Origin of the sequence: Photobacterium gaetbulicola (assembly GCF_003025515.1) — a bacterium.
GTDB classification, from domain to species: Bacteria; Pseudomonadota; Gammaproteobacteria; order Enterobacterales; family Vibrionaceae; genus Photobacterium; species Photobacterium gaetbulicola.
In genome coordinates this window covers 37289-62744 of record NZ_PYME01000008.1, presented here as the reverse complement: position 1 = coordinate 62744, position 25456 = coordinate 37289, and the positions used below count along the sequence as shown (strand labels likewise).

The 25456-nt window shown below is 48.7% G+C and carries 22 protein-coding genes and 1 pseudogene; 12 read left to right on the top strand and 11 right to left on the bottom strand.

Annotated features, from left to right (window positions below):
* Positions 1–10 precede the first annotated feature (10 nt).
* Positions 11–580: a NapC/NirT family cytochrome c gene (locus tag C9J03_RS08960; protein WP_044620732.1), complete on the top strand. Its 570-nt coding sequence runs from the start codon at positions 11–13 to the stop codon at positions 578–580.
* 40 nt (positions 581–620) lie between these two features.
* Here the strand turns inward: C9J03_RS08960 and hppD are convergent, their stop codons facing one another.
* Positions 621–1697 carry a 4-hydroxyphenylpyruvate dioxygenase gene (gene hppD, locus C9J03_RS08955; protein WP_197078575.1) on the bottom strand — a complete coding sequence of 359 codons (1077 nt, stop codon included), beginning with the start codon at positions 1695–1697 and terminating at the stop codon, positions 621–623.
* 266 nt (positions 1698–1963) lie between these two features.
* On the opposite strand from hppD, the gene C9J03_RS08950 reads away from it, so the two are divergent.
* A complete protein-coding gene (locus C9J03_RS08950; protein WP_044620730.1) occupies positions 1964–2935 on the top strand; it encodes a CHAD domain-containing protein in 972 nt (323 codons plus the stop codon).
* A gap of 72 nt (positions 2936–3007) precedes the next feature.
* Here C9J03_RS08950 and C9J03_RS08945 read toward each other — a convergent pair whose 3' ends face one another.
* Entirely contained in the window at positions 3008–3490 is a 483-nt protein-coding gene (locus C9J03_RS08945; RefSeq protein WP_044620729.1) for a glutathione peroxidase, read from the bottom strand.
* 125 nt (positions 3491–3615) lie between these two features.
* On the opposite strand from C9J03_RS08945, the gene C9J03_RS08940 reads away from it, so the two are divergent.
* Entirely contained in the window at positions 3616–4164 is a 549-nt protein-coding gene (locus C9J03_RS08940; protein WP_044620728.1) for a hypothetical protein, read from the top strand.
* 292 nt (positions 4165–4456) lie between these two features.
* On the opposite strand, the gene C9J03_RS08935 is transcribed toward C9J03_RS08940, so the two are convergent.
* The 3 genes from C9J03_RS08935 to C9J03_RS08925 all read right to left on the bottom strand — a co-directional run bounded on the left by C9J03_RS08935 (position 4457) and on the right by C9J03_RS08925 (position 6948).
* Complete coding sequence (locus C9J03_RS08935) at positions 4457–5476, bottom strand: adenosine deaminase (protein ID WP_044620727.1); 1020 nt, start codon at positions 5474–5476, stop codon at positions 4457–4459.
* Positions 5477–5657: 181 nt separating this feature from the next.
* Complete coding sequence (locus C9J03_RS08930; protein WP_039465613.1) at positions 5658–5936, bottom strand: hypothetical protein; 279 nt, start codon at positions 5934–5936, stop codon at positions 5658–5660.
* Between the two features lie 232 nt (positions 5937–6168).
* Positions 6169–6948 carry a lipid-binding SYLF domain-containing protein gene (locus C9J03_RS08925; RefSeq protein WP_044620726.1) on the bottom strand — a complete coding sequence of 260 codons (780 nt, stop codon included), beginning with the start codon at positions 6946–6948 and terminating at the stop codon, positions 6169–6171.
* 291 nt (positions 6949–7239) lie between these two features.
* Here C9J03_RS08925 and C9J03_RS08920 point away from each other — a divergent pair, with 291 nt between their 5' ends.
* The gene (locus C9J03_RS08920) at positions 7240–7674 is read left to right on the top strand and encodes a hypothetical protein (protein ID WP_197078565.1); all 435 of its coding nucleotides are present in this window, start codon (positions 7240–7242) and stop codon (positions 7672–7674) included.
* 172 nt (positions 7675–7846) lie between these two features.
* A complete protein-coding gene (locus C9J03_RS08915) occupies positions 7847–8311 on the top strand; it encodes a hypothetical protein (protein WP_044620725.1) in 465 nt (154 codons plus the stop codon).
* A 113-nt stretch (positions 8312–8424) separates the two neighbouring features.
* On the opposite strand, the gene mog is transcribed toward C9J03_RS08915, so the two are convergent.
* Together mog and C9J03_RS08905 are read right to left on the bottom strand one after the other, a co-directional pair.
* Positions 8425–8958: a molybdopterin adenylyltransferase gene (gene mog / locus C9J03_RS08910; protein WP_039465743.1), complete on the bottom strand. Its 534-nt coding sequence runs from the start codon at positions 8956–8958 to the stop codon at positions 8425–8427.
* A gap of 130 nt (positions 8959–9088) precedes the next feature.
* Positions 9089–10537, bottom strand: coding sequence for an NAD-dependent succinate-semialdehyde dehydrogenase (locus tag C9J03_RS08905; protein WP_044620724.1), 1449 nt, complete (start codon positions 10535–10537; stop codon positions 9089–9091).
* Between the two features lie 250 nt (positions 10538–10787).
* On the opposite strand from C9J03_RS08905, the gene C9J03_RS08900 reads away from it, so the two are divergent.
* The 4 genes from C9J03_RS08900 to C9J03_RS08885 all read left to right on the top strand — a co-directional run bounded on the left by C9J03_RS08900 (position 10788) and on the right by C9J03_RS08885 (position 16856).
* Positions 10788–11711, top strand: a complete 924-nt coding sequence (locus C9J03_RS08900) for a M14 family metallopeptidase (RefSeq protein WP_044620723.1) — start codon at positions 10788–10790, stop codon at positions 11709–11711.
* A gap of 141 nt (positions 11712–11852) precedes the next feature.
* Positions 11853–13382: a hypothetical protein gene (locus tag C9J03_RS08895; protein WP_044620722.1), complete on the top strand. Its 1530-nt coding sequence runs from the start codon at positions 11853–11855 to the stop codon at positions 13380–13382.
* Between the two features lie 98 nt (positions 13383–13480).
* Positions 13481–14770 carry an alpha/beta fold hydrolase gene (locus C9J03_RS08890; protein WP_044620721.1) on the top strand — a complete coding sequence of 430 codons (1290 nt, stop codon included), beginning with the start codon at positions 13481–13483 and terminating at the stop codon, positions 14768–14770.
* Between the two features lie 217 nt (positions 14771–14987).
* Positions 14988–16856, top strand: a complete 1869-nt coding sequence (locus C9J03_RS08885; RefSeq protein ID WP_044620720.1) for an ATP-dependent zinc protease family protein — start codon at positions 14988–14990, stop codon at positions 16854–16856.
* Between the two features lie 367 nt (positions 16857–17223).
* On the opposite strand, the gene C9J03_RS08880 is transcribed toward C9J03_RS08885, so the two are convergent.
* On the bottom strand, positions 17224–17811 hold the full coding sequence (locus C9J03_RS08880; RefSeq protein ID WP_044620719.1) for a sugar O-acetyltransferase: 588 nt from the start codon (positions 17809–17811) through the stop codon (positions 17224–17226).
* 680 nt (positions 17812–18491) lie between these two features.
* Between C9J03_RS08880 and C9J03_RS08875 the strand changes: the two genes are divergently transcribed.
* Together C9J03_RS08875 and C9J03_RS08870 are read left to right on the top strand one after the other, a co-directional pair.
* The gene (locus C9J03_RS08875; RefSeq protein WP_044620718.1) at positions 18492–19817 is read left to right on the top strand and encodes an SLC5/6 family protein; all 1326 of its coding nucleotides are present in this window, start codon (positions 18492–18494) and stop codon (positions 19815–19817) included.
* A 490-nt stretch (positions 19818–20307) separates the two neighbouring features.
* Positions 20308–21741, top strand: a pseudogene (locus C9J03_RS08870) (chitinase); the annotation flags it as partial.
* A 77-nt stretch (positions 21742–21818) separates the two neighbouring features.
* Here the strand turns inward: C9J03_RS08870 and C9J03_RS08865 are convergent.
* A complete protein-coding gene (locus tag C9J03_RS08865; protein ID WP_044620717.1) occupies positions 21819–22196 on the bottom strand; it encodes a RidA family protein in 378 nt (125 codons plus the stop codon).
* 182 nt (positions 22197–22378) lie between these two features.
* Positions 22379–23275: a LysR substrate-binding domain-containing protein gene (locus C9J03_RS08860; protein WP_044620716.1), complete on the bottom strand. Its 897-nt coding sequence runs from the start codon at positions 23273–23275 to the stop codon at positions 22379–22381.
* A gap of 180 nt (positions 23276–23455) precedes the next feature.
* On the opposite strand from C9J03_RS08860, the gene C9J03_RS08855 reads away from it, so the two are divergent.
* The gene (locus tag C9J03_RS08855) at positions 23456–24370 is read left to right on the top strand and encodes a DMT family transporter (protein WP_044621834.1); all 915 of its coding nucleotides are present in this window, start codon (positions 23456–23458) and stop codon (positions 24368–24370) included.
* 46 nt (positions 24371–24416) lie between these two features.
* Here the strand turns inward: C9J03_RS08855 and C9J03_RS08850 are convergent, their stop codons facing one another.
* A complete protein-coding gene (locus C9J03_RS08850; protein WP_082060440.1) occupies positions 24417–25436 on the bottom strand; it encodes a bile acid:sodium symporter family protein in 1020 nt (339 codons plus the stop codon).
* Positions 25437–25456: the final 20 nt, after the last annotated feature.

Genomic DNA, 25456 nt, shown 5'->3' with positions numbered 1-25456 from the left:
GGGAAACACCTTGAGTAACCCTCAACCAAAAAAGGGCTTATGGAGTAAGCCAAGCAAAAAATGGCTATTGGGTATTCCGCTTGGCGGCATCCTCGCTTTTATTTTAGGCGCCTTTGCGTTAGGTGGTTTCCACTTCGGCATGACCTACACCAATAACAATGATTTCTGTTATGGCTGTCATGTTGGCATGGATACTATCGTTGAAGAGTATGAAGCGTCACCACACTTTACCAATACCAAAGGGGTGGTAGCGGCGACCTGTAGCGACTGTCACGTCCCTCAGGAATTTTTCCCGAAAGTAGCCCTCAAAATTGGTGCTAGTGTTGATATCATTCATATGATCACCGGAAAAATTAACCTTGAGAACTTTGAATCGGAGCACCGCCCTCGCCTTGCCGAGAAGGTCACTCACGAATTCAAAGAAAATGACTCTAAGCAGTGCCGCTATTGTCATGATGTGACGCAAATGGACTTTGAAAATCAATCTCGCAACGCGTCACGACGTCACCAGACAATGGAAGCACGTGGCCTGACATGTATTGATTGTCACGCAGGTATTGCCCACAAGCTACCAGAATAAAAATAATAACGCCTCTGAGTTTCCTCAGAGGCGTTTTCTTTCAACTCTCATCATCCTGCACCAAGACCCCACGGCGTATCTGATCTAGCTCTATGGATTCAAACAAGGCTTGGAAATTCCCTTCACCAAAACCTTCGTTGCCTTTGCGCTGAATGATTTCGAAGAACACCGGGCCGATGACTGTATCAGTAAAGATCTGCAATAAAATACCCGTTTCATCGCCGTCTATCAGTATCTTCAGCTGATTAAGCCTGGCGACATCTTCATGATGGCCGGGTAAGCGCTGGTTGATCCCCTCATAGTAGGTATCGGGCGTATCCATAAATATCAAACCGCCCGCCTTCAGTGTTGATACGGTTGCAAAGATATCATCGGTACTCATGGCAATATGCTGGATCCCTTCACCTTTATATTGATCCAGGTATTCTGCTATCTGGGATTTATCATCACGGGATTCATTGATCGGGATCCGTATTTTTCCGCACGGGGCGGTCATCGCTCGCGACAGCAGGCCTGTCATTTTGCCCTTTATATCAAAATGTCTTATTTCGCGAAAATTGGCAATACGCTCGTAAAAACTTGCCCATAAGTCCATGTTACCCTGTTTGACATTATGGGTAAGGTGGTCAATTACCAGCAGACCGGCATCTCGGTCTTGCATTCGAGCCTGGTAGTCTGGATAAAAATCAAAGTCAATATCATAGATGTTGCTCTCTCCGTATCGGTCAACCAAATAAATCAATGATTCGCCAATGCCATAGATAGCTGGAATATTCAGCTCCATCGGACCAGCCTGTGGCGGGCATGCGGTTGCGCCTTTTTCTACAGCATAAGCCAGGGCTTGAGCAGAATCGGCAACCCGAAATGCCATCGCATTGACACTCGCACCGTGAACCCCAGCAAAGCCGGCAGCTTGCGAGTGTGATTCCCCGTTGACGATAAAATTGATATCACCTTGGCGGTATAGCCAGACAGATTTGTGCTTGTGCTTGGCCACTTCGGCAAACCCCATCTCGTGAAAGAGTTGTTTGAGATTTGCGATCCCTTCGGGGGTTGGGGCGGTATATTCCACAAACTCAAAGCCATCTGTTCCTAGTGGGTTCTCAATCATCTTCATCATCCTTATCTGCTTAAATCAATGCGGTCAATGACCTTATCTAAAGAATTAGCAGCTCTCTAAATGGATGAGAAATTCGTGCCGCAAACCATATTGCAAAACTGTAAAATGACTTTGTAAACCCACCTTGCCAACCACATCTTACCCAGACGCAATCTTACCGTCTCAGTTTTTGTTTTGTTCTGATTTGCCAGTGAGACTTTGCTTGTCTCATCACCAAAGAGGAAATTTAACACTACAGTTATTAATGAAGGAGGGTGTGTGTTATGACAGTGACAAAGCGGGATCAGCTCAAGCTACCGAAACGAAAGAAACCAGCGGTACAACTCTCTCCTGAAGTAGAAATTTATCTACCTACTTACCACTTTCTCGTCAGTGAGTTCGAACATGCCAGAAAGCACGAGCTGGGTATCATCCGTGATGATCACGAAGAGTTTATTCATCAATACCGCGTTGCGTTGAGAAGAAGCCGTGCGCTGATCAGCCTACTGAAGCCACTATTCCACCGCCAAGAAAAGGACATACTGAAAACAAATTTGAAGCAGCTGATGCAGCAAACCAACTTGATGCGAGACCTGGATGTGTTCTTGTTGAACATGGAGCAATACTTTTCACTGCTTGACCATCAGCATCACAAAGGGTTGACTCGCTTCTTTGATGATCTCCAGTCGCAACGGCAAACGTCACTCAAATACCTAAAAGGGTGGCTAAAGTCGGGAACATACGAATCATCGTGTAAGCAAGTACTAACACAGCTGGAACGGATGCGGGCCAATCCCACCATTGAGGGCCAACTAGGAAGTAAAACAACAGCACATAGTTTTTTGTGGCACCAATTCAAGCAGATCGAAAGCCAATGCCATAATATTGATGCCAACAGTAATGATGCCATCATTCATCAACTCCGTATCGACTGCAAAAAATTCCGCTATTTATTAGAGTATTTTACCCCCCTGCTATCAACGATTAACACCGAACAGCAAGTTGCACAGCTTAAAGTGCTGCAAGATCAACTCGGCAACTTTAATGACTCTTCTGTTCAGTTGGCTTTTTTCAATCGCTACCTCACCGAGCAAAAACAAAAAAGTGGTCGGTACAAAGCCATTGAGGAGCTCATTGATATTTATAACGATTATCACTTTCAGGCCAAGCAATCTACCGTTGAGCACCTCATCCAATTCAGGCAACCCAAAAGCCTTGATATCTACTACACCCTATACCAAGAACCATCCGCTTAGTCCCTGAATCATTGATCAGCCCACATCGTTAGCCTATGAGAGACCACAAGCGGGCTAACTGGGTCTAATTGCCTATCGTCCAAGCGCCCTGACGATGTCGTTTTCTATCGCCTTCGGCGTTTTCGTTGGCGCATAGCGCTTCACGGGTTTGCCGTCACGACCAATCAAAAACTTAGTAAAGTTCCATTTTACCTTCTTGCCCATCAAGCCCGGTAAGGCACTGGTAAGGTATTTGAACACCTCGTGGCTGTCAGGCCCATTCACATCCACCTTTTCGAACATCGGAAAACTGACCCCATAGTTGAGCTGGCATACTTGTTCTATTTCAGTATTCTCTCCTGGCTCCTGTCCACCAAACTGGTCACACGGAAAACCAAGGATCACTAAGCCTTTTTCCTGATATTTATCAAATAACTCCTGCAAACCCTTGTACTGTGGCGTAAATCCACATTCACTTGCGGTATTGACCACCAGCACCACCTTCCCGGCAAACTCACTCATATCCACACTATCGCCGTTGATTCTGTTGGCAGATAACTCATAAAAGCCTGACATAACTTATCCCTCTAGATGAATAGGACATTGCATATATCCCGTTATCTATAGTCTAAGTGAATGATTTAGAAAGTTAGCTCTAATTTTCGTATACTGGTTATAGCGCTTTTTACCTATAACTCAGTATGAAACCATTACGACACTTATTGAACGAATTTGGCTTTGAACAACTCCCGTTGAGTCATAGCGAACGCGAATTTGCTGACAACTTCGTCGATTTCCGCTCGGACTTTTTCCTCCGTATTTGCCAGCAAAAGCAAGAGAAAACCCAGCATGCTCTTGCGCTTGGCTTATTCACCCAGTCCATCCAGCAAGCCCAGGGGGAATTTAAGGCAACTCAAAGCAAAATTGCAGAAATGGATGCCCTATTCGAGCAGCATGTTGGTAAACAACATGCCCAGAAGTTCCACACCATGAATGAAGTAGAAGTGACAGCCATCGCCAAAATATGGTTCCTCTGTCAGGGATGTAACGGCATAGACTTCAGCTACGCCAATGATCACGCCACCGAGATCAGCCAGCAGCTCGCTGCCAATCATGCTCAGCAAGCTGAAATCATCCGCCAGCAGTTCATGCAATGCTATTATATTGGTGTTGATCACGCTCACACTATTAAGCCGAGAACCAATTGGCTATTAACATTGCAGAAAGCCGTAAAATCACTGTTTAACTGAGTGATATTGCCTGTAAGGCGAAATACCAGGTGATGCTTTTGGCACCAAGGCGGGGGTTAACTCTTAAAAAACAATCATTTACTAGGGAGCAGCCCAGCAAGGATAAAAAGTTTGAATGTGTAGTCTACGCTAACTATCTCAACAAAAAGAGAATTAACAAAACAACATACAACTTTTACATAACCGATCGTTGCACGTTTTTCACCCGGATCGTATGATTCTCGCACTTCAAATATGTTGTTCCTTAATCGATTTATTGCTACGCCTATCATGGACTTGATAGGCGTTTTTTTTAGATAACCGGCCGGAACTGGATTTCCAGATAATGATCTAATTTCTGTTGAAGCTGCTGTTTCCTCTCGGCACTCAAAAAACTTGCCCTGATCGCATTTTCACTCATCTGTGCGACTTCCTGTTTAGTCAAATCGAACGCTTTAGCAACAGCCAAAAAGTTATCATTGAGGTAGCCACCAAAGTAAGCGGGATCATCTGAATTGATCGTGACCAGCACTCCCTGTCTAAACAGTTGGATAATATTGTGAGAGCCGATATCTTCGAACACTTTGAGCTTCACATTGGATAACGGGCACACCGTCAGTGGAAGCTGATGCTCGGCTAAATATGCCACCAGCTTGGGGTCATCGCTGCACCGTACGCCATGATCGATCCGCTCAACATTGAGTGCTTCGATCGCCTCCCAGATATACTCTGCCGGGCCTTCCTCTCCGGCATGAGCGACCGTTCTAAAACCGGTGTTCCTTGCCATAGCAAAAACCCGCTCAAACTTTTGCGGCGGATTACCCAGCTCTGACGAATCCAACCCCACAGCGATAATATCGTCTCGATAGGATATCGCTTGCTTCAGGGTCTCTATGGCGTCCTCTTCCGGCAAATCCCGTAAGAAGCACATAATCAAGCCTGATGAGACGCCCAGACAAGCTTCGCCATCTGCCAGGGCACGGATGATCCCTTCTATCACGGTTTCAAAAGCGACACCGTTTTGACTATGGGTTTGGGGATCAAAGAAAACCTCAGTGTGGAGAATATGTTCTCTCTTGCAGCGTTCTAGGTAAGCATAAGTGAGGTCGTAAAAATCTTGTTCGGTTCGCAGTACTGCCGCACCTTGGTAGTAAAGCTTGAGAAAAGCTTGAAGATCATCAAACTGATAAGCCGCCTTGAGTGACTCAACTGAGGAAAAGGGAAGTGCCACATTGTTCCGCTCGGCCAACGCGAGCATCAACTCTGGCTCAAGAGTGCCTTCAAGGTGAAGATGCAGTTCAACTTTGGGTAGCCCACTAATAAAGCCTTTCATCACACGCCTCCATATAGAGAGCAAGTCACCTTACCCTTTATATCCAAGTCGCTTCAGAGACTTGGTTGAACCAAGCCAACTCGCTCTTTAGGAGCTCATCTGCTTGAAGACACTTGGATATACATGAAAGTAGTGTAGTTAAACTTGAGGTCTTCCCCAAGTGATGGACTAGCCGTTATATTCAGTATCGCTGCCACTGGCCACGCATCATCAGTCCGCCGATAGCCATCATGGCGATACCGCTACTAAGCAGCAATTGGTATTTATGCTTAATTTCCGTTGCCGCATAATCGGGACTGAATGCATGAAAATAGTCCCCGCCCCCCGATGAAATGAAGGTGTCCATATTGGAGACAACCTGTGTCTGCCCAATCATTCCGCTGATGGTAATAAAACCAAAAATCAAAGAAACGCTACCGATTAGCAGCGAAAGAAATCCCCAAGTACGTTTTGTGTCCATTTCTAGCCTGATTTTTTTACTTTTGTTTATATATAAAGACGTCTGACGCCTACTAGAACTTAACATAACGCGTAGTAATAAAATTATCAGGCTCTATTGATAATTTTGTGGACAAGCATCAAATAAAGACTATGAATGGTTACAACCTAAAGCAGTTATATAGGCAATAACGGTACGAAAACCAATACCTGCCAATAGATGCTCAGTACTCATCATCCGCAGGTGTTCCGCGCTATTCAGTCAAGTCGGTATCCACCCAGTACTTCGATCCTGAGATATTGGCATCGAGCAACAAGCCTTTCTCGCCAATTTGGTAAATGGCCATACCGCCATTGTATTTGGCGGTCAGCTCGGCGCTTTCAGTACCCGCCACAACGCCTGCTTCCGAAGTTGCCTCCCAGCCTTCGGTCACAAAGCCCTCAAAGGTGTGTTGGTCTTCGAAGAAAATCACTTGCTGGTAGAATTTCCCCCCCAAGCCAACGGCCAACCCGGCACCAAACATCTTCATGTAAGTGTGTTTGTCCGTTTCGCGGTTAACCGCCACACCCGCGCCCTGGTTGGTATGGAGCATAAGAGAGAACTTACGCGAATCAAATACCGCATAACCATAGGCGCTATCAAACAGCAATTTGGCTGAAGGCTGCTCGTTGAATAGGCGCACTAAAGCGGTATCGGCCATGGTATCCAAGGCCAGGCGAGCGTCTTCCGGGCTCTCAGGCTCGAGCATCTCATCCAACTTGGCATCGGCCACATCCAGCCACTCTTTGCTTTTCTCGATAGAGGCGTCCGTCCACTCGCCCGCCGTGTTATAGGCATCCTCACCCCACTCCGAGACAGAATCCCAAGTCTCCTTGGAGAAATCCGACACGGAATCCCAAGCTTCTTTAGAGCCCTTACCCACTTCCTCGCCAAGTTTAGAGGCAGCGTCTTTGATCTCATCCCAGCCAGCATGGACTGGAGATGAAGTGGCCATCACGAGTGCCAAAGCAATAACAACTTTATTTAGCTTCATTTTGTCTCTCCTAGCGCCTTGTCACCCTAAGCTAGCAATCGCAGCTTACGATGACAATAAAGCTTTGCACGTTGTTGTTAAGAGTAGCGACTCTGCTGAGTGTAACAACAAGGTTTTCAATGCTAATTCTAAACGAGTCCGTTATGACGCCGTGTAAAGTACGCATTGGGAATACTCCCCTCTGAGGGCTCTTTGATAAAGATGATAGCTGTAATTGACATCAATCATTGTCAATAAGGCATAACTAATATAGCATGAACTAAATAAGTAAAACCTAATTTAGCAAGGTAAATGGAGAAGTGGCAGATGTTCATGATAGAGCTAAATGATACAGGCTGGAGATACTGGCTGATAACGGCTGTACTGCTTAGCTACGGAGTAATCGCCGATCCGATGGGGTTTGTGTTTGCTATAGGCCTGACCGTCATTCATCTACTCCACTTTATCATCAACAAACGGAGTATTACCGCATTTCCGATACAGGTTCGATTCTGGTACTTATCGTTGCTGTTGTTGGCACAGTTCGAGGGGCTGGCTTGGATATATTGGATCCCGACGATAGGCACTTGGGCCCAGGTACTATTTGGATACTGCGCCATGGCGCGTCTTGTTTCACTGTTGCCCTGGAATCGCAATGAACTTTTTTCAATTGCTCTGCTCAAACGAACAATACTTGCCCGCCCAGTTAAAGGTAACATCAAGCAAAAAGTTGCCACTAGCAGTTAATCGACCGAGGGGCTGACAAAGGGATCGGAGTCTGAACCCTTTGTCCTATAATGGCTGGCAGTAGTTTTGTATTGCTTGGCCTAATATCCCTCCACTTCGGCCCATTTCCCAACGGCCATGTGTTAGCATGCATATTACAACCTGTTATTTAGCTGGAGGGAGCTAGTTATCGATGAACAAGATACTTTTTCTAATCACAGGCCTGTTGACCTTTACATGTCCAGTTATTGCCGATGACTTTGTGACTATAGATGCATCAGAAAACCCGCTGTTCCAAGCCATTATTGAGCCAGTCAGAGTCGGTCACGGTCATGAACAAAGAAGTACTTTTGCAATCAACATGGAAGATTCTGCCACCTTTAAACTGGGGGATGACGGCGCAGATAACAGCACAATATTCGTGACACGTTCGGATATACCTGACAAAGATTATACTGTCTTTCTTGACACCTCCGTAATATTTGCAAGTGACGAGACAATGGGATTTATCCGCTCAGTCCAGAAACTGTCAACGCGATTACCTTTGTCTGACGGCGAGCGCATAAGGATCGGTGGAAACCGGATGATTACCGAACAAGATGGTGTCACCAGCGAAGTCGTTACTGAAGTGTGGTTTACCTTAAATAAGTCTGGGTGATTCAATAGAAGGGGTACGGAACAAGAAACATTGTTAGCCGAATACCCAATATTACATACAAAAACGCCGACAAATAACGTCGGCGTTTTATCAATCAAGCTACTGAGTGTTCTTTACTTTTTCTTCGGACGGAAAGGCTTCATCACCGCTTCGTTACACTCGAGGTATGGCCCTTCCATCAGATCGATACAGTAAGGAATAGCTGGGAACACGGCATCCAGGCATTCACGAATCGATTTTGGTTTACCCGGCAGGTTAACAATCAAGCTATCGCCACGAAGGCCAGCGGTCTGGCGCGACAGAATTGCGGTCGGTACAAACTTCAACGACTCAGCGCGCATCAGCTCACCAAAGCCCGGCATCATGCGATCACATACCGCTTCAGTAGCTTCTGGGGTCACGTCACGCTTAGCAGGACCGGTACCGCCTGTCGTTACAATAAGGCTGCAGTCTTGCTCATCGGCCATTTTGATCAGCGTCGCTTCAATCACATCCTGCTCATCAGGAATAACTTCGTATACTGGCTCCCACTCCGAGGTCAGGTAGTCATTCAATGTATCGATAATCGCCTGTCCAGAGATATCTTCATAAACACCTGCGCTGGCGCGGTCGCTAACAGTCACGATGCCGATTTTTGCTTTAGTCATTGGTTGTTCCTCAGGCTGAGCCTTGTAATCCATCTCTACTTTCATGCAAGCAGGAAAGAAATGTTTCGTCATGCATGCAAGTTTAAAAAATTCTCTTGAATTGTTAAACACCTAATCGGAGTTAACTCAGCTACAAACCGCCCATTAGGGTATATTTAGTCTCCAGAAAATCTTCCATTCCTTGCCTTGCGCCTTCGCGGCCCAGGCCTGACTCTTTAACCCCACCAAAAGGCGCGGCCTCAGTGGAGATCAAGCCTTCATTGATACCAACCATCCCATACTCCAGTGCTTCGCTGAATTTAAAAGCACGGGACAGTGATTGGGTATAGGCATAGGCCGCCAGTCCCGAGCTGGTGTGGTTAGCCCGACGGATCACATCAGCGTCGTCACTGAAGCGGAACAAGGCTGCGACCGGACCAAAAGTTTCTTCCGTGGCAATCCGCATGGTGTCATCCATTTCCGTCAATACCTGCGGCGGGAAGAAATGGGTACCTTCTGGCTGGGGCTCACCATAGGCGAGCTTAGCCCCCTTGGCCTGCGCATCGTCGACATGAGCTTGAACTTTCTCGACCGCGGCAGCATTGATCAGAGGCCCAAGGTTCGCGCCGGGCTCAAAGCCATCAGCGACTTTCAGAGCTTTGACCCTGTCGACCAACTTGGCTGCAAACTCGTCATAGATACTGTTATGGACATAAATACGGTTGGCGCAAATGCAGGTTTGCCCGGCATTGCGGAATTTGGCAATCATGACGCCATCGATGGCTTTGTCGAGATCAGCATCATCGCACACAATGAACGGGGCGTTGCCACCCAGTTCTAAGGCTAACTTCTTCACCGTATCAGCCGACTGCGACATCAAGAGCTTGCCGACACCCGTTGAACCGGTAAACGAAATTTTCTTCACTGTCGGGCTTTCGGTCAGCGCACCGCCAATGGCTACCGCATCGCCCGTGATCACGCTAAACAAACCGGCAGGGATCCCGGCTCTACCGGCCAACTCAGCCAGCGCCAGCGCCGTCAGCGGTGTATCCGGCGCCGGTTTGAGTACCACCGCACAACCCGCAGCAAAGGCAGGACCACATTTACGGGTGATCATCGCGGCCGGGAAATTCCATGGTGTGATAGCCCCGACCACACCAATCGGCTGCTTGGAAACCAAAATTCGCGCATCTGGTTTATGACTAGGTATTAACTCACCATAGGCGCGTTTCGCTTCTTCGGCATACCATTCGACGAAGCTCGCGGCATAAGTTATCTCCCCCTTGGCTTCCGCCAGCGGTTTCCCTTGCTCAGAGGTCAGGATGGTTGCCAAATCTTCGGTATTTTCGACAATCAGTTCATACCAGCGGCGCAATACTGTCGCCCGCTCTTTTGCCGTTCGTGCCGCCCAGTCGCCCTGAGCCTTATCGGCCGCATGAATAGCCGATGATGTTTCCTGTTTGCCCAACGCAGGTACTGTGGCTATCAACTCTCCTGTTGAAGGGTTGGTCACCGATGAACAGGCATCATCAATCGCGGTCACCCAGTTACCTGCCACGTAGCAGGCCTGTTTCAATAATTGGGGATCATTAAGCTTCACGGAATATTCCTCTCGACGGCATCAGTTTATGTGACAGCATAATGACTTAGCGGAAATTAATGAAGTTAGCTTGATCGTGTTTTCTCACACTGGTGACAATTTATGACTGAGTACCCCGACAATTCGTCACATCTGCTCACAAAATAGTAACGAACTAATTATATCAGCACATTGAATACGATTGCGTCGGCATACACAGTCAATTACTCTGTTTGAACAAAGACAAATACACACAACAAAAGACAATCTAATGAAACGCGAACACAACTATCCGATCGGGACTCCGGGCAAGCCATGGGGCGATGAAGAAAAAGCACAATGGCTGGCACAAACAACCATCAAGCGCTCGTACCAGCAAGAAGTCGTCTCTAAAATCCAGGCGCTTGAAACAGACTTCGACCTCTTCCAGTACGGCGCACTAAGCTACGACGTCGATAAATACCCGCTCTTAGCCATCAAAACCCGCAACTGGGATAGCAGCAAACCAGTTGTGCTGGTAACCGGTGGCGTGCATGGTTACGAAACCAGTGGGGTACACGGTGCGCTGCAGTTCGCTGCAACCAAAGCTGCGCAATACAGTGACCGCTTCAATATTGTGATTGCCCCTTGCGTGAGTCCATGGGGCTATGAAGTGATCAACCGCTGGAACCCGAACACAGTCGATCCAAACCGCTCCTTCTTCGCTGACAGCCCTTCCGAAGAAGCAGCCAACCTGATGAAAATGGTTGCGAGCCTTGACGGTGAAGTATTGGTGCACATTGACCTGCATGAAACCACAGATACCGATGAGTTGGAGTTCCGCCCTGCCCGCGAAGCGCGCGACGGCAACCTGTATATTGAGGACGGGGTACCCGATGGTTTCTACACCGTAGGCGATACGGAAAACCCGCAGCCGGCCTTCCAGAAGGCGATCATTGATTCGGTGCGCAAGGTGACCCATATCGCGCCACCGGACGCCGATGGCAACATCATTGGCAGCCCAGTCCAGCAAGAAGGCGTGATCAACTACCCGCTCAAGGCTCTGAGCCTATGTAACGGTATGACTGACTGTACCTATGGCACCACAACGGAAGTCTACCCAGACAGTGACCGTGCAACACCAGCGCAGTGTAATGACGCCCAAGTCGCCGCCATCACAGGAGCGCTTGACTACGTTATCGAACAGTTGGGCTAATTGTCGCTCCGCGTTAGCGACCGACGCCGAGCACATATAAAGCAGGAGCGAAGCGCTCCCGCTTTAACCCACCACCAATTCAATGAAGCATCTATAATTTAAGACTTTAACAAAACCAGACTAAGTCGAATTTAGGTGGCTATGCGCATACTCATTGTTGTCACATTGGCGGTCGTCATGGGCGCGTGCGCGACAACCGACCCTGCCATTTATTCTCATAGTCTGCAAAATTGCCTCAGCCACTTATCCACATTCAAAAAAGAGGTGAGGCGGCAACAAGTCTCCGACGTACAAGTTGTTAGCCATCAGGCATTTCCCTACCTCGCCTTTGACCGCTTTAGCCAATCGCAACTAGCGGGACTCGTCACCGTTAAAGACCGCAGCCAGTGGCTCGACTATACGGCACAACTTGCCGCCCGCCAGCGCCAGGCCGAGTTCAACAACCTGGTTGTTAACCACTTCGAGCTCCCCGTACTGGATCACTGCGCAAGCAAGCTCACCGAAGAAGCAAAACACAATGACCAAGTCTGGTCGACAATTGTCCAGCAAGAGATCACCATCGCTGATAGCTACGAGCCATGGCTCCGCGTGTTTGGTCTCTACCCGATCAGTAGCCAGCTCGCCCAGTCAGCCATCGACAAAGAGAAGAAGAGGATCTTGCTCGGATTCCACGCGCCAGAACAGAGCAAGCTCGCCGTTCAATACCGGTTAGCGCAGAGGCCGACCGAAACAAACCTGCTAGCCCGCACGACAAATACCCAAACTCCGAGGGCAAACACCACCATAAACCAAACACAAATAGAAGCATGGTTCAGCCGTGCCCTTTCTGATTCCACGTTGGACTGGCCCATGCTGAGCGACAGCCAGATTTCACAGCTGCATGTGTACTACGCCCCCTTGATTGCCGTGGAGAAAAGCTCGGACAGAGCCTTTCGGCCCGAGGATAATATCCCGGGAACCGTACGCTATTTGCCACTGGAGCAAAAGCCAGCAGTCGATACCTCACAGCCGGCCATCTACCTGCACCACAGCTATACCCGGCTGTATGGCAAGACATACCTCCAGCTAAACTACAGCCTTTGGTTTACCAGCCGCACACCGACCTCATTGCTTGATCCCTACGCCGGACAATTTGACGGGGTATTGCTAAGGCTCACTCTCGATCACCGTGGCCGGCCCCTGCTGTTAGATTCAATCCACCACTGCGGTTGCTACCACATGGTTTTCAACCTGAGCGAAAATTTCACTTTTGCCAATGCCCCCCCCGATATCGAAACACCTTTGCTGTTTGAGCGCATCGTTGCTTCATATGACGCAATGCCACCGTCATGGTCGGTGACCCTGTCACATGGCGAGCATATGATCAAGCAGCTGGATTGGCATGAGCAAGACCCAGCCACGGGAGCTCAAACCCAAGCTCTCACGCCTATCGACTATGATCAATTACGCCAACTGCCCACCAACAAGCAGAATACGATTAGCCTCTTCGATCATCGGGGATTACTGCCTAGCAGCGAGCGCCTAGAGAGTACCTATCTCTGGCCATTCGGCATTCCATCTGCGGGGGCGACACGCCAGCTGGGCCACCATGCCATTGCCTTTATCGGCATTCGCCATTTCGACCAGCCTCGATTATTTGAACAGATTGTCCGTCCGGTCAACGCTCCCTAGCTCCGCCTGAGAGTCTGGCAAGATGAAAAGGTATTAGGATTGGTGTTAGGATAAGCTTTTGCTTTATCAGTCTGTTTTCGCCAGTAAAGGAGCTACCTGTGCAAACCTCTTTCATTGATGGTGATGTTCTCTACCGTCAGCATACCTTCGAAGTCCCGCTTGATTACAGCCAACCGAATGCTCAGACGATCTCGGTCTTTGCCCGTGAAGTTGTCGACCTTGGCCGTCAAGACGATGCTCTTCCATGGTTAGTTTATTTCCAGGGGGGGCCAGGATTTGCTTCACCTCGCCCAGACTGCCGCTCTGGTTGGCTCAAGCGGGCGCTAAAACAGTATCGCGTTCTACTGCTGGACCAACGCGGTACCGGCAACAGCACAGTGATCAGCCATCAAACACTGGCACACCTGTCAGCTTCCGAGCAAGCTGACTACCTGAGTCTTTTCCGCGCTGACAATATTGTCCGTGATGCAGAAACCATCAGGGTAAAACTTGGAGTAAAGCAATGGGCAACGCTAGGCCAAAGCTTCGGTGGCTTTTGCTCGCTGACATACCTCTCTTTCTTCCCGCAGAGTTTAAGCCGCGCCTATATTACCGGCGGTGTCCCTTCGCTGATCCGCCACGCCGATGAGGTTTACCAGGCGACCTATCAACGGGTACAAGACAAGAACGTTGCCTTCTTTGTCCAGTTCCCGTCTGCTCAGGCACAATGCCAAAAGATTGCCGATCACCTGCTGGATAACGACGTTCGCTTGCCTAACGGTCAGCGCTTTACTGTCGAGCAGTTCCAGATGATAGGGATCAACCTTGGCCGCAGTAGTGCCAATGTGCCTATGTACTACCTACTCGAAGAAGCCTTTGTCGAGGCTAACGGCAAGGAAACCCTCAGCTATGGCTTCCTCAACGCTATGCTGGCCGAGCAAAGCTACCAAACCAACCCTATCTATGCGATTTTGCATGAATCCATTTACTGCCAGCACACAGCTTCTAATTGGTCGGCACACAGGGTACGCGATAGCTTCCCACAATTTAATTACCACAAAGGCGAGACCTTCTACTTTACCGGAGAGATGGTCTATCCGTGGATGTTTGAGCAATTCAAATGCCTGCAGCCACTGCAGGATGCTGCCAACTTGCTTGCCGAACGGACTGACTGGAATGATTTATATGATGTGAAAGCACTGGCAAACAACACTGTACCGGTCGCCTGCGCGGTCTATGCCGAGGATATGTATGTCGAGATGCAGTACTCGCTGGAAACGCTTAAAGAGATCCCTAACAGCAAAGCGTGGATCACCAACGAGTATGAGCATAACGGCCTGCGTGCCGACGGTGAGCGCATTCTCGACAGGCTGATCCAATTAGCAGATAGCGTGGCGAATTTGCCGTAACTCGGGTGATAGTGAGTCCCTGTGCGGCACTTGGTCACACAGGGACAGCTGTGCATCAAACTGATTTAAAAACTTTTTTCCACCTGTATTTTGCAAATTTCCTGTCAGGATTTCTGAATCTTAGCTGAATTAGTGTCAATAACCCCCTTAGTGATCACTGTTAAACAGTACACTTGCAGTTAGTAACTCCCCTTCGCTAATTAAATACAGGAAACCTATGACTTCCCTACGACTGTTGACCACACTGTGCTTGGCAGCCTTTACCGCCTCCCCCGCCGTAGCGCAAAACACCCAGTATGAAAACATTGTCGAGAGCCGTTCCAAAATTGACAATAAAGTGGTTTTAGGCCGCACCGAGCTTGTGTATTTTCCTGCTATTGCTTCACTCAACGACATTGGTATTCCGGCCAAGATCGATACCGGTGCGGATTCAACCTCTATCCATGCCGAGAACATTGTCATTACCACCAATGAACCGATTTTCAAAGGATTAAAAGGCGACGAGCTGCTCGATGCTATTGCCGTTGAGTACGATGCGCTCGGCACTACCCTGCTACGCGATAGGGAAGATAAAACCAACATCATGGTTAGCTTTGACATCCGGCACCCTTATAGCGGGGAGTTGATCCGGCTTGAAAAACCGCTATTCCGCTTAGCTATGATAAAAAGCCGAGGCGATGGTCATTTGGCCCGTCCGGTGGTTGAGCTCGACCTGACCATCGCGGGGCAAACAGTCCGCACCGAAGTCAACCTGACAAACCGTGACAAGTTTTCCTACCCTATCCTGATCGGCAAGACGTTCCTGCGTGATACCGCTTGGGTCGATGCCGGATTCAATTATCTTCAAGCGCAACCTGACGCCCACATTATCGGCCGTAAGGAAAGAGCAACCATAGGCAACGTACCGCTGGATGTCAGCACCACCTTCGAAAACCGGTACAGTATTTTACACGCCCTGGATATTAAGGTTGATGAAAAGAAAAAGGCTGTAAGCTTCACTCTTGAAGGTCGAGATAAATCCCGCCAGGCGATGACCCTGCCGCTTAGCCGCATGCTTCGCTTTAGCAATGTACAAAGACCAATGGTCTATTTGCCGGTCAAAGTGGGGAACGTAGAGCAATATATTCAGGTCTATCTGAAAGATCGCTCGAAGAACCAGAGCCAGTTACGCTTGGGGACTGAGGCGCTTAATCAGTATTTCGTGGTCAATTTAGGGGCTAGCTATCTCGGTAAGTCGGACCTGGCTCCTATCTCATCGGTCGCCAAAGATGATTCAATATTGATGATCAGCGGAGAGGAAACCATCAACATCGACGGGGTGAGTATCAACGCCGGTCCTTCAGACCTTATCAAGACGCCACTGCTGAAAGTCTCGCAGATTGACGAAAGTCGCTCCGAGTATGGTCGGATGATCCAGTACACCATCAAGGACACCAATGGCAAAACTCACCAACTGGACAAGCCGCTTAAGAGAAAAGTACGGGTAGGTGATCAAGTCCGGCCGATAGTCGGGACTGAAATTTCACTGCCATCCTCACTGCTGCTGCGTGACATTGCCCTGGAAACTCAAGAGCAAGACGATAGCACGTACAGTAAGCTAGAGATCAGCCCGGATTTGATCCCAGGCGCTTTGTTAGTCAATACCCGCACCACCCAGCTTCTCGACAAGCATGCGCCTAGCCAGGCCGGTTATATCGAGCAACTGAAGATGGACAATATGCAGTTCCCGGTCAAACTGGATACTGGCGCAGATGTTAGCTCCATGCATGCCACCGACATCAAAACCTTCGAAGAAAATGGCAAGGAGATGGTCACCTTCACCTACAGTAACCACCAAGGTGACCAGAAGACCTATACGCGTGAAGTCGTGAAAACCATGCGGATTAAAGCCCGTGCCGGAGAAAAACCAAGCACGCGTTATGTTGTGAATATGACGGTGAATTTGGATGGAATGGAAAAAGAAATCAAGGTTAACCTGCGCGACCGAAGCCGGTTCGAGTACAGCATGATTTTGGGCAAGAACTTCCTCAAGCACAATATCGTGGTCAGCAGTGATGAGCAATTTATCCTGACCAAGCCAGACTAAGGGGACGTTAACCTTGCATACACAAAGGAGCTGCAAAGCTCCTTTGTTTTTCTGTTTGCCTTTTCTCCCTAAGCTACTCCCATACTTATCTGTCTGGATTTGGTCATAGGGCAAGAGATTCCGAAAGTAAATCATTGTCAAAGTGCAGGACTTTTTGCGTCGATTAATTACAATTAATTAGTTAATGAATACTATCTTAGGGAATGAGTATGAACACTCGGAAACTGGTGTGGTCCATAGCAGGCATGCTGATTACGTTTCCAACACTGGCTGTTGGTATCTCAGAATGGCTCCACTGTCCGCTCATTGAACTCATGTACTAATCATGGTGTTCAACACCGGACAGCGGAACGCACTCACGCCTTCATCACTCAATCAGCTCTGCTTTTTTGTCGTTGATAGCTAGGGTACGAATCGGCTTTGCCGGTGAGCCGACACATACGGTATTCGCAGGCAGATCTTTCGTTACCACACTCCCGGCACCGACAACCACGTTATCGCCAATGGTAACGCCCGGACAAACGGTCACATTGGCCCCAATCCATACATCACTACCGATAGTGATCGCCTTGGCAAACTCCTCGCCAGAAGCTCGCTCGACCGGGTCAAGCGGGTGACCAGCCGTCGCAATCACCACCCCAGGCGCCAACAAGCAGTTGTCACCAATGTTAATCGGCGCGCAGTCCAAAATGGTACACCCATGGTTGGCATAAAAGCCCTTCCCCACTTTGAGGTTGTAGCCATAGTCACAGTTAAACGGCGACTCTATCCATGCATCGGTCTCCTTGCCCAACAGCTCATTAATTAACGCCTGGCGAGCGTCTTTATCTGTAGGGCATGTTTGGTTCAGCGCGAAGCAAAGCTTCTTTGCTTTTTGGCGGTCTGCGACAAGCTCTTCATCCCACGCTTGGTACATCTCACCAGAGATCATCTTCTGTTTTTCTGTTAACGCCATGATTGGATCTGCACCTCATCAATCCGGCAATGCCGGCTAAAATAGAAGCCGATATTATTCCCTAGCGCTTTGGCTATTGCTCTTGTTACGCAGGTTTTCGTTGCCAAAAACTCGTGTAGATCACATTCGGCGTTAACGTTTGGGAAAGTTCCCACACCAAGCAAAAACTACGTCAATACCCAACGAGAATCCATTCACTGTAAAACTGACTCAAGCAGCCGGAGCAGCAAGCTACTATTCGCCTCAAAGAGGCCATCGATAGCCTCCCGCTTCATAGTAATCGAGGACAATCCCTGGTGGCCTTATTGACAGCCTGATAAAGAATGTTGAAGAACGTGAACTCAGGCACGTTTTATGGAAAAGCAATTCCAATGAAATCACTGACTTTTTTATTCTTTTTTTGAAGTGTGCCTAGCTTTATTGACACTTTGCATGACAAAAGTCAAAGCCCGAAAATTCATTTCTGCATTCTTCAAATTAAGAAAAAAAGATGCTCGTTTTTCTTAATTTTGGCAAAAAGTGAGAATGTTTTTCTCCACAAGCTAGCACTATTATGCCTGCACAAAAGTTTCAACTAACATGGGCTGATTAAATGGTTGATGCTGCACTTCAATCTTGAGTTCCATTACATCAATCACTTAGCCCGTGCAGTAATAATAATAACCCTACATGGAGTAGCTATGAACACGCAAACAGAAACCCTTACCGGTGCCGCCGAACATCTCCCTGCGCATATAAAAGCAGGTATGACCGAATCGGAGTGGAAGCAAGCCATCAAATTCGACAGTGTGGATATCGGGTGGGTCGTCATGAGTATCGGCATGGCCATCGGGGCAGGTATCGTATTCTTGCCCGTCCAAGTCGGTATCATGGGCATTTGGGTATTTCTCCTCTCTTCTGTCATTGGCTATCCTGCCATGTACTTGTTCCAAAAACTCTTTATCAATACCCTGGCTGAATCAAAAGAATGTACCGATTACCCGGCAATCATTTCCGGCTACCTAGGAAAGAACTGGGGCATCGCCCTCGGTGTACTCTACTTCATCATGTTGGTGATTTGGGTACTGGTCTATTCGCTGGCCGTTACTAACGACAGCTCTTCCTACCTCCACTCTTTCGGAATAACAGAAGGCTACCTGAATGAAAATGTCTTCTACGGTCTGGGCTTGATCTGCGTGCTGTCGTTCATTGGCAGCAAAGGTGAGAAGCTGCTGTTTAAACTGTCCGGCTTCATGGCTGTCACCGTACTATCGCTGGTTGCCGTGATGGGATTGCTACTGGTCGCTCGTTGGGATTTCAGCAATATCCCCGCCGTTGGCGAGTTCCTGCCAATGTTCAAAGATGCCATCATTACATTGCCGTTTACCCTGACCTCAATCCTGTTTATCCAGTCACTGAGCCCAATGGTGATTTCATACCGCTCTCATGAGAAATCAATTGAAGTAGCGCGCTACAAAGCCACCCGCGCCATGAAGGTCGCCTTCAGCATTCTGTTCGTGATTGTATTCTTCTTCGCTATCTCGTTTACCTTCGCCATCAGCCAAGAGCAAGCCATGGATGCGATGAACAAGAACGTGTCTGCACTTGCTATTATCGCTCATTACTATTCAGGCAGCTGGGCGACAGTGGCAGGTATCGTGATAAACATCTTTGCTGTTGTCACATCATTCTTCGGGGTGTTTCTTGCTTTCCGCGAAGCGTGTAAAGGTTTGGCAATGAACCTCTTGCTTCGCAAGTACAAGGAAGAAGAGATCAACAAGGAATGGGTAAACAAAGGCGTCATCACCTTCATTATCCTGCTAGCATGGTCTGCGATTGCCCTGAATGCCCCCATTCTGTCTTTCACTTCCATCTGTAGCCCCGTATTCGGCTTGGTTGGATGCTTGATCCCAGCATACCTTGTGTACAAAGTACCCTCACTGCATAAGTATAAGGGGGCTGCGACATACATGATCATCGCAACGGGCATCCTACTGTGTATCTCGCCTATCCTGGCCTTCATCTGATATAACCCGTGACAACAAGCCCACAATCGCTACTCGCCTTGTGGGCTCTTTTCACACCGCCCCATCACGACACAGCTTCCAAAAATGCCAGCACTCCTCCTCCACCCAACAAGAACAAACCGAAGTGACTCGCACAATGTAAAAATGCTTGCCTGTAACACAGCCAGACAATCCCCTACTTCAGCAGAAATCAAAGCCAGTTATTAGTAAATAACCTCGCAAGAAATCAAATACTCGGTTTTTTAAGCTGGAAACTGAACGTAAATGAAGTTAATCAGACTATCCCAGCAGGCCTAACTCATCATCCCCAATCACTTTATAGTTAGTGGGTTTCAAATACATTGTGCTCGCAAATAGGGCTCATCATACCTATGACGCTCATGCACACCCTGAGTCATTTTGAGCGACACTGTCAACATCAGAAGTCACGCAGGTCCAGCATGGAATAGCACAATACAGAGACTTAATTCTGAATTAAAGGAATAATGACATGTTGAAAAAGAACACTCTCGTTGCCCTGATAGGCTGCGCGATGACCGCCAGCAGCTTTGCTATGACTATCGAGCCAGATCCGAATACCCCAGGAGGCTATCTTGTCTTGCGTGCCGATGTACTGGCCGCAGAGCAAGCTAAAACGGCTGATCCCATGTATGACATCTGGGCCAAGGCTCTGACTACCCTGCCCAATGACAAGGTGGAGGCCATCCTACCGGGCTTGGCTTCGAACCCGGCCAACGTGATCCGCGCCGAGAAAGTTTTTCCGGAAACTGAGTGGCACTACCTCACCCAGATGGCTGCCCCAGAATACACCTATACCCGATTCCTTCGAGCTATCGGTAAATTTCCAGCATTCTGTGGTGATTACACCGACGGGCGCGACGCCGACGCCATCTGCAAGAAGTCCATCATAACGGCATTCGCCCACTTTGCTCAGGAGACCGGCGGGCATATCGCCGTCGATAATACCTGGGATAACCCGCTCGGGCTGGAAGAATGGCAGCAAGCACTCGTGCATGTCCGCGAAATGGGATGGTCGGAAGGGCAACCAGGCTATACCACCGGCTGTGGCCAGAATGACTGGCAAAATAAAAAATGGCCATGCGCCGAGAACCAAGGTTACTTTGGCCGCGGTGCCAAGCAGTTGTCCTATCACTTCAACTATGGTGCCTTCTCTGAAGTCATGTTCGACGGCGATGCGACCGTACTACTCAATAACCCCGGCCTCGTCGCAGACTCCTGGCTTAACTTGGCTTCTGCCATCTGGTTCTTCATGACGCCCCAGGCCCCTAAGCCTGCCATGCTCCATGTGATCGACCGGACATGGGTGCCTTCGCAGCGCGAGATCGATGCTGGCATCGGCTATGGATTTGGTACCACCATCAACATCATCAATGGCGGAATAGAATGTGGCGAGCATAATGCTGATAAGGGGCAGCCGGTAAACCGCATCCGTTACTGGGAAGGGCTATCCAACCACTATCAAATCGAAGTCCCCGCCGATGAGAAAAACACCTGCTGGCAACAAACTCCGTATGCCAGCTTGAACCTTCAAGGAGCAACCGATGTCCTTTATACCAACTGGGACGGTGACTGGACTTATCATGCCGACCGCCCTGGTGGCGTATCGTTCGAGTGTAAGCTGGTAGGCTACCAGACGGCTTACTCTGCTTTGGTTGAAGGGGACTACGAACTGTGCGTCTCCAACTTCTATGAGTCACACGCTAACTGGCCAGCAGTGAAGATTGTAGATCAACTGGACCCCGTTGATCCGCCGGAGCCACCTGTCGATGGCGACTTCCCTGCCTGGGATGTCACCAAAGTCTATCTGACCGGCGACAAAGTCAGCTACAAAGGCGCTAACTATGAAGCGAAATGGTGGTCACAGGGCAACGAGCCGACCCAAGGTGATCCTTGGAAGCAGATTTAATTTTCAGTCTCAGCTCAAACAAACGCCCACCAATCGGTGGGCGTTTCAATGCAAGTTGGCGCTACATAAGAGGATTACCCCTTCACAGCGATCACTTCAATTTCTACTTTCGCATCAAGTGGCAGGCGAGCCACTTCCACACAACTACGGGCTGGGCAGTTTTCACCAAAAAATGCCGCGTAAACTTCATTGACCGTTGCAAAATCGTTCAAATCCTTGACAAACACAGTCGCCTTCACGATATCTGCTTTAGTCATTCCGGCTTCATTCACAATGGCTTCCACATTGGCCAGTGACTGTTTAGCCTGTGCTGCTACATCTTCTGGCATGGTGTTTGTTTCTGGATTCAAAGGAAGTTGGCCCGAGGTGATCAGCATATTGCCGAAGTGCTTACCTTGTACATATGGGCCAACAGCCGCTGGGGCATTCACGGTATTGATTGTTTGAGTCATCGTATTTTCCTTTTTGCGGTACTGGACTTAGTAAACATCAGTGGCGTCTTCACTAAGCCCTCATCTTGGATAGAAATATACCCAGCAACCAGGAGAATTTGTTTTCTTTGTTCTCTGCAAATTGTTTGAAAAGTGGAATATTTTTCTCCTACTAATCGTAACGCGTTAGTTGCTATTCACTGTTAGGCCGCCCCAAATTGCGTTCGAAACCAGTTTCTCAAAGTAAGCACACTCTCTTCTCTGAGCTTTTCCGGCAAACAGACAAAATAGAATTCCTGATGAGGGTTCAATACCGGTTCGCCAACCTGTACCAGCATATTGTGCTTGATGTCATCCCGCACGAACTGTTTGTGGGTGATCAAGACCCCTAACCTTCTTATTGTTGCCTGTACCGCTTGCACCGAAGCGCTAAAGGTTAAGTTTTTCTGTTGGCTTGGCACCACTAACTGATGGTGTTCACACCACACTTGCCAGTCATTTTGCCGACGTGGATTGGTCGCAAAAATAGCCGGGTATTCCGCCAATAGCTGTTGGGGCGTTGCCTGTTGGTTTCCTTCCAACAGGTGCGGGCTGCACACCATAATGAGTTCATCGTCACCCAGCTTTTCACAGTAATAGTCCTGCCACTCATCGGTCGTGCCGTGGAGCAAAGCCACATCAACCCCCTCCCTCTCCAAGTCAAAGGCATGGATGATGTTGGAAATACGGATATCAATATGCGGAGCGTATACGTTGAAGTCAGGAACGCGGGGGATCCACCAATGCAGCGCCAGGGAGTTGACCATATTCAAGGTAATACGATTACCTTGTGGCTTACGGGCAATCGCCTCACTGGCTTCGACAATCTGAGCCAAGGCTGGTGCGACTTTGCGGTAATACTTGCGCCCCACCGAGTTGAGCTCTACCCGCCGCCCGACCCGACGGAACAAACTTACATCAAGCTGAGCTTCCAAAGCCTTTATCGCTTGGCTAACGGCTGAATGACTAACACTCAATAACTCGGCAGCTTCCGTCATACTGCCGGTTTCTGCGACAGCGACAAATGCATAAATTGATTTTAGGGGAACCAGCTTTCTCATATGTAAGTTTTTCTAACAATTTCAGTCAGTATTACTCGCTTTTTTCCATCGTACAAGCAACCTAAAATCAAACCATATAAAGCCCTGGCGCAGTTCCAGTACTCAAAGGCATTCATGGCCAAAACCAGCCCTACCAGTAAAAAATACTGCCCTTTTTATTTAGAATTGGAGAACAAACACATGCCCACAGACCTCAGGCCTGTTCTTTTCATGCTGATCTCTACTTTGAGTCTGTCGCTCAATGGCCTAATGGGAAAATTACTGACTGACAGTTTCAGCATCGAAGTGCTCGGTTTCCTGAGATTCTTCCTTCCCGCTACAATCATGCTCTTGATGCTTAAAGCATCCGGCTGGGTTGTTCCTAATAAACACAATAGCCGTCCCATTATCATTCGTGCTCTGTGCGTAGTCGGTAGCCAGCTCTGTTTTCTGGCAACGTTGAACAATTTGACCTTGGTTGAAAGTGTGGTGCTATTCAGTACCGGGCCATTATTTATTCCAGTGTTAGAAAAACTGATGTATCGCACGCCTATTCAGGGTATCACTTTAATGTGTCTGACAATGACATTTTGCGGTGTACTGCTTCAGGCCGGAAATCCAGCAGGAATAGAATTACGGCCTGAGCTGCTCGTTGGCCTGGCTGCCGGTGGGTTCAATGCCCTCTCTCAAGTAACCTTGTTCAAGGGAGCTAAATCGGATTTGCCACCAGCGGCCCTTAATGGATGGTGCTTTATGCTGGCAGCATTCATCATACTCCCTGTCGCCACTATCAAGGTTTTCTCCGCTGGTAGCCTGCTGGTTGCCTCCAACCCTTTTGACAGCAATACGCTGATGGTACTACTCGCAACACTGGCAATTAGCATAGTCAGTACCCAAATGTTTCGCGCCAAAGCCTATAAGCTGGCCTTCTCTGGCTCCCAGTTGGCACCTCTGATTTTCACCAATTTGTTGTTTGCACTCATTTGGCAAGTGAGCTTTTTTGATGAAACCCTCAGCATAAATAAGGTGGCAGGAATTAGCCTCATCGCTCTGGCGACGGCCATCAATACCTTTGCCCCCAAATGGCTCCAGCAACACCGAGCAGCCGCTCACTAGAAAAATCCCCGGCAGGTACACTCCCGGGGATTGCCAGTGCGAGCCATTATCTCACTTTAGCTGGTTGAGAAGCCGCCTGCACTTCATCACTGGCCTTGGCGTAGCGATTAGCCAGAATGGCACAGTAGAAGATCTGGATTTGGTGGTAGAACATAATCGGCAGCAGCATCATACCCAGCATAGGGTTGGCACCAAAAATCACTTTCGCCATCGGCACCCCGGCTGCCAAGGTTTTCTTGGTACCACAAAACACAGCGGCAATTTCATCTTCCCGGCTAAAACCGGCCTTGCGGGCAATCCACTGCATGCTATGCACCACCACCAACAAGATTAACGTGGCTGCTAACAGCGTCATGGCCAAAGTACTAAAGGCAAAATCTGTCCAGATACCGTCCTTGACTGAATCGCTGAAGGCGTTGAAAACGATAAGCAGGATCACCCACTTGTCGATTTTGTTGATGACTGCCTTGCGCTTTTCCAAGAAGCGAAGCAGTACCGGGCGCAGCAACTGGCCGACAATCATTGGCAGCAGCAGCATGGACGAAATCGATACCACGGTATCAACAACGTCCATCTCGACCCCATCCATCCCCATAAACCACTGGATCAATAACGGCGTGATCAATACCCCCAGCACACTGGACAAAGATGCGTTGAAGATTGCCCCCGGGACATTGCCTTTCGCGGCGCTGGTCATGGCAACCGAGGAAGAAATCGTGCTCGGCAGGACAAACAGGTAGCAAAAGCCAAAGGCCAGCGCCGCCGGCATCAAGGCATGGAAGATATTGCCGAAAATCAGCCAGAGCAGAGGGTAAGCGACAAAGGTTGCGCTCTGAACGAAGATATGCAGCTTCCAGTTGGTGATACCCGCCCTGATCGCCTGCGGCGACAGGCCAATACCATGGAGGAAAAAGATAACGGCAATCCCCACGGCGGTCACTTTATCCAAATGGAGTACTCCACCCGACTGCCCGACCGAGGGCATCACTGCAGCGAGCGCCACCGCAATCAGCATTCCCGTTAGAAACCATTCTTTTCTAAAGTAATTTATTACTTGTTCAATCACTTGACTCACCTTTCATACCA

What these genes read in the sequence shown, in the direction of transcription:
- C9J03_RS08865 (WP_044620717.1), bottom strand. Translation starts at nt 22,196, where the DNA reads ATGACTCAAACAATCAATACCGTGAATGCCCCAGCGGCTGTTGGCCCA.
- C9J03_RS08915 (WP_044620725.1), top strand. Translation starts at nt 7,847, where the DNA reads ATGAACAAGATACTTTTTCTAATCACAGGCCTGTTGACCTTTACATGT.
- C9J03_RS08930 (WP_039465613.1), bottom strand. Translation starts at nt 5,936, where the DNA reads ATGGACACAAAACGTACTTGGGGATTTCTTTCGCTGCTAATCGGTAGC.
- C9J03_RS08935 (WP_044620727.1), bottom strand. Translation starts at nt 5,476, where the DNA reads ATGAAAGGCTTTATTAGTGGGCTACCCAAAGTTGAACTGCATCTTCAC.
- C9J03_RS08885 (WP_044620720.1), top strand. Translation starts at nt 14,988, where the DNA reads ATGACTTCCCTACGACTGTTGACCACACTGTGCTTGGCAGCCTTTACC.
- C9J03_RS08940 (WP_044620728.1), top strand. Translation starts at nt 3,616, where the DNA reads ATGAAACCATTACGACACTTATTGAACGAATTTGGCTTTGAACAACTC.
- C9J03_RS08925 (WP_044620726.1), bottom strand. Translation starts at nt 6,948, where the DNA reads ATGAAGCTAAATAAAGTTGTTATTGCTTTGGCACTCGTGATGGCCACT.
- C9J03_RS08855 (WP_044621834.1), top strand. Translation starts at nt 23,456, where the DNA reads ATGCCCACAGACCTCAGGCCTGTTCTTTTCATGCTGATCTCTACTTTG.
- C9J03_RS08950 (WP_044620730.1), top strand. Translation starts at nt 1,964, where the DNA reads ATGACAGTGACAAAGCGGGATCAGCTCAAGCTACCGAAACGAAAGAAA.
- hppD (WP_197078575.1), bottom strand. Translation starts at nt 1,697, where the DNA reads ATGAAGATGATTGAGAACCCACTAGGAACAGATGGCTTTGAGTTTGTG.
- C9J03_RS08895 (WP_044620722.1), top strand. Translation starts at nt 11,853, where the DNA reads ATGCGCATACTCATTGTTGTCACATTGGCGGTCGTCATGGGCGCGTGC.
- C9J03_RS08945 (WP_044620729.1), bottom strand. Translation starts at nt 3,490, where the DNA reads ATGTCAGGCTTTTATGAGTTATCTGCCAACAGAATCAACGGCGATAGT.
- mog (WP_039465743.1), bottom strand. Translation starts at nt 8,958, where the DNA reads ATGACTAAAGCAAAAATCGGCATCGTGACTGTTAGCGACCGCGCCAGC.
- C9J03_RS08860 (WP_044620716.1), bottom strand. Translation starts at nt 23,275, where the DNA reads ATGAGAAAGCTGGTTCCCCTAAAATCAATTTATGCATTTGTCGCTGTC.
- C9J03_RS08920 (WP_197078565.1), top strand. Translation starts at nt 7,240, where the DNA reads ATGGAGAAGTGGCAGATGTTCATGATAGAGCTAAATGATACAGGCTGG.
- C9J03_RS08880 (WP_044620719.1), bottom strand. Translation starts at nt 17,811, where the DNA reads ATGGCGTTAACAGAAAAACAGAAGATGATCTCTGGTGAGATGTACCAA.
- C9J03_RS08875 (WP_044620718.1), top strand. Translation starts at nt 18,492, where the DNA reads ATGAACACGCAAACAGAAACCCTTACCGGTGCCGCCGAACATCTCCCT.
- C9J03_RS08900 (WP_044620723.1), top strand. Translation starts at nt 10,788, where the DNA reads ATGAAACGCGAACACAACTATCCGATCGGGACTCCGGGCAAGCCATGG.